2 protein-coding genes are annotated in these 3993 nt (G+C 61.8%); both read left to right on the forward strand.

Features of this window, described 5'->3' with window-relative positions; genetic code table 11:
- The first annotated feature begins 265 nt into the window (after positions 1 to 265).
- Entirely contained in the window at positions 266 to 469 is a 204-nt protein-coding gene (locus SYV04_RS43585; protein WP_422724034.1) for an amidohydrolase family protein, read from the forward strand.
- Between the two features lie 91 nt (positions 470 to 560).
- Positions 561 to 3812: a helicase-related protein gene (locus SYV04_RS43590; protein WP_321552055.1), complete on the forward strand. Its 3252-nt coding sequence runs from the start codon at positions 561 to 563 to the stop codon at positions 3810 to 3812.
- Positions 3813 to 3993: the final 181 nt, after the last annotated feature.

A 3993-nucleotide genomic window follows, 5' to 3' on the forward strand; every position in this document is an offset into this window, starting at 1 on the left:
GGCGGCGCTCTTCTACTCCCTCATCGAGACAGCGCGGCTGCGCGGTGAGGACCCCGGCCACTACCTGCGGCGCGCTGCGCTCGCTGCCATCGAGAACCCGGGCACCGTCACGCTGCCGAAGGCCCAGAGCTGACCACTGCTCCCGCCGTGCGGCCCGGGCGGGTCTGCTCCGTGTCAGGACGGGGCACGGCGAGGACTTACCCTTCAGGTACGCCACCACTCTCAGCCTGCGAGTGGTTTCCGGACCAGCGCCTCAGCGGCGAGGATGCACACTCAAGGGGGCTTCACGGTGGGCAATTCCTACGCGTCGTTCATGGAGAACCTGCGCGGGCGGCTGAAGCCGGGGATGAACGCGGACTTCGTGGCGCTCTCGGTGGATCCGGTGGACGCACAGCCGACGGATCTGCTCACGGCCCAGGTGCGGATCACCGTGGTGGGCGGAGACCTAGTCTACAACGCCGCGCCCTGAAGGGTGGAGTGGGCTTGCCGTGGTTCCTGGAAGCACGCCACACTGGCTCTCGCCGCCTTTGTGGCCCCTGTTGCCAGGGAGAGAGACAGGAATGGGCCGTCGTCATCCCAGCACCGAGAGTACCCTCCCGCTCACCGGCCCAGATGGAAAGCCCCTCGAAAGCCCATCCCCCTCGCCGGAAAAGAAGCTCGACGGCAGCTTGGTGCCACAAGCGGACAAGCCGGACCGCATCCTCCAACTCGTTGAGCGCATCAGTAAGGGCCTTCCCATCGACGCAGAAGGACTCGGGATCGCACCGCGACAGGTGGATTACTACACTCAGGCGGCGCAAATACTCGGGCTGGTCTCGTCAAAGAACCGCTTGCGAGCAGCGGGGCGCGTGCTGCTCACCCTCGATGACCGAGCACGCCGAGCACGCTTGGCACTCGCTTTCGAGAACAGTGAGTGTGGACGAGCCTGGGCGAATTGGTACGGAGCGCCCAACCTCGTCTCAGTACGGCGTCAGAGCGCGAAGAAGTTCATCCTCAAAGCAGTGACTCTCCATGGCGAGACTGTTGGCCGCCGGGCCTCCACGCTGAAGCTGTGGATGCAGGCTTGGATGCCGTTCCATCCTGCTGTGAACCGAGAAACGGGCATTCACCAGGGAACCAGGAAGTCCCAAGCGCTAGGGCACATCGCCGTGCTTGACAGCGGCGAGTCAAGGCGTGTCGTCCAGGCCCTCGGTCCAGGAACAGCGCTGCTGCGGTGTGCAACGGCCTATCTCTCCGTCGGTGGCTACGAGCTGCTTGTCGAGCCACTCAGTGGGGCCGAGTTGCGCCTACTCGTAGGGTCCGAGTCCACCTTCGAGAGTGTGGGGCAGATCCTTGAGCGCTTTCGGCAGAGCATCACGGCAGGCTCGCCAACACCCGCGAAGGAGAACGCCATCCGCGAACTTCACCGCGGTGTCGTCACCGGGCGCGTGAAGGTCAAGATCTTCGAGCCGCGCTACAAGTCGCAGCTGCACGCCAAGGTCTATCTTTTCGACGAGTACGCGATCTACGTCACGTCAGCGAACCTGTCGAAGGGGGGCCTGCAGTCGAACATCGAATGTGGCTACGTCGTCCACGAGCGCGAAGCCATCGACTACTACCGCGAGCGCTTCGACGACCTATTCGAGCGTGCAACGCAATGGACTCAAGAGGTGCTTCGTGCGCTCGAAGAGAGCTGGGTCTTCGAGTCGCTCACGACCCCCTATCTGCTCTACCTACGGGTGTTGACGGAGTTGTTTCCGAAGATTCCCCACCTCTCCAAGGAGACTCCCCGGCGGCTCGCGGACTACCAGGAGCCGATCGTCGGCGCGGTACTGCACGCCCTCCGCGAGTTGCGTGGAGCGCTCCTGGTCTCGCCAACAGGCACCGGCAAAACCGTCATGGCGTGCTACGTCGCCAAGGTGCTCACCTTGCAGCACGATGTGCAGCGAATCATCGTCGTCTGCCCGAATCCGCGTCTCCGGCGCAGCTGGGAGGACGAATTCGATCGGTTTGGCCTCCACCCCAAAGTCGTCACCCACGGCATCGTCCAGGGAAAAGGAGAGCCCGCCGAAGGGAAAGATGAGCGCGTCCGCCGGCTCCTCAGCAACGCCAAAGAGACAGATCTCGTCATCGTCGATGAATGTCACGCCTTCAGGAACCAGGAGACCAACGGCTTCGAGACCCTGCATCAGTTCGTGGGTCACCGCGAGGACTCCCACACGCCCCGCCTGCTGCTTCTCTCGGCGACTCCCATGAGCAAGAGCCTGGAAGATCTAAACGCGTTGCTGCAGCTGGTCTCCGAGCCACCACTCCAAAAGATCGATGACATCCTGAAGGCGCGCCGGGTTGTGAATGTTACCCTCCCATTCATCATCCAGCACTTCGGTACCAATGAACGAGGCAAGCGTGGGACTGGACTCCGGTTCGGAAAAGAGTTGCGCCACTTTGGCGTGATCCGGATTCGACCCTTCTCGTACCCCTCACCGGCCCAGCAGGCGTTCGAGTACATCTCCAAGATGAGCTTCCACTTCCGGAGGGCTCCCTCCGCGGCAGAACGGAGGCGCATCGTGGGGGATGATGCGCCCGCCTTGGGAGATATGGCCGCGTCAGCAGGCCTTCTCAGGCTCACCTTGATGAGAAGAGCCGAGAGCAGCCCTCGTGCCCTCCAGAAGACCCTCGAGTACCTCCTGGAGGTGTACGAAGACTTGCTCATCCCTGCGGATCAGGAAGCCTTCAATGCGAGCCTGCATGACCTGCTGCGACTGACAGCTCCTCCTCTTGAGGACACAAAGCTGGCTGAACTCGTGCGCGCACTCCAGGAGCGAGCTGCAGGCCAAAGGGTCCTAGTGTTTTCTCTGTGGACCGATACGGTGGAATACCTAAAGGAGGCTCTGAGCAGGGCGCTGCCCCATGAGAGAATCGAGTCACTGACAGGGCGCCTCTCGACAAAGGAGCGTGGGAAGCTGATCCGGCGGTTTGCCCCCACTGCTCAGGGACGTTCACGCAGAGCCCGAAGCGACGATATTGACATTCTCATCGCTACGGACGCCATTGCAGAGGGCGAGAACCTTCAAGACGCGGCCGTCGTTGTCAACTACGACCTGCCCTGGACCCCACTTTCCCTCATCCAACGTGTTGGACGAGTGGATCGCCCTACCAAGCAGGTGCGCACCATTGAAGTGCTGAACTTCTATCCCGGGGACGATCTGTTCGAGCGGCTGGTGCGCCTCCGGCAGAGTCTGGGACAGCGGTCCAAGCTGTATGACAAGTTGTCACGCACGCAAGTCGTGGATGAGTATGAACGCGACCTCTCCCGTATGGATGAGAACGATATCGGGCTGGTGCGCGACTTTTACACAGGAGCCCTTGATTTCGAGCAACTCCGCAGGGAGTACTCGCGTGTGCCTACATCAATGTATCTGCTCGACCGGGCAGAGGCGCTGAAGAGGGACATCCATCGGGCCAACACGCTTTCCTTCGGTGTGCGCTCTTGCAAAAGCGGGCCCAGAGCTGGAGTCTTTGCACTTCTCCGAGTTAGGACCGAGCTGCGGTGTATCTTCTGGCCCGCCGACGGCAGTGCCCCTGAGGAGTCGCCGACTCCGCTCTCGCACGACGAACTCCTGCGCTACATCAAGGCGAGCCCCGAGACGGTTCTGGCTGCAGAGCCGACTTCACCCAAGCTCGAACTCTGGGAACTCGTCCGGCAATGGGCAGAGGAGAAGAAACTCAAGGATGATGAGGTCACGGTGATCTGTGCCGAGACCATTGTTCCAGAGAACATGGATGGCAGCTTCCTATCTGGGGGGGCTGGCAGAAATCTGTCTGACAAGTAGACAGATCGATACAGACTGCACCGGACACCCCTCCATCGGAGAACCGGCCTAGATCCCAGGCCTGATTCATAGTCAGGGCTTGCGGAGACCAGAAGGTGAGCGAGGTCGGGCACTTGTGCTGGAGGAGGCCTGTCCTGGTTCTCACCGCCCGATGCTGTGCCGGATCCTGATCGCGCCCCTT

It is taken from the genome of Hyalangium ruber, from assembly GCF_034259325.1.
GTDB lineage: Bacteria > Myxococcota > Myxococcia > Myxococcales > Myxococcaceae > Hyalangium_A > Hyalangium_A rubrum.

Bases quoted from the DNA above. Each gene is read 5' to 3' on its own strand.
- SYV04_RS43585 (WP_422724034.1), top strand. From the start codon at position 266: ATGCACACTCAAGGGGGCTTCACGGTGGGCAATTCCTACGCGTCGTTC.
- SYV04_RS43590 (WP_321552055.1), top strand. From the start codon at position 561: ATGGGCCGTCGTCATCCCAGCACCGAGAGTACCCTCCCGCTCACCGGC.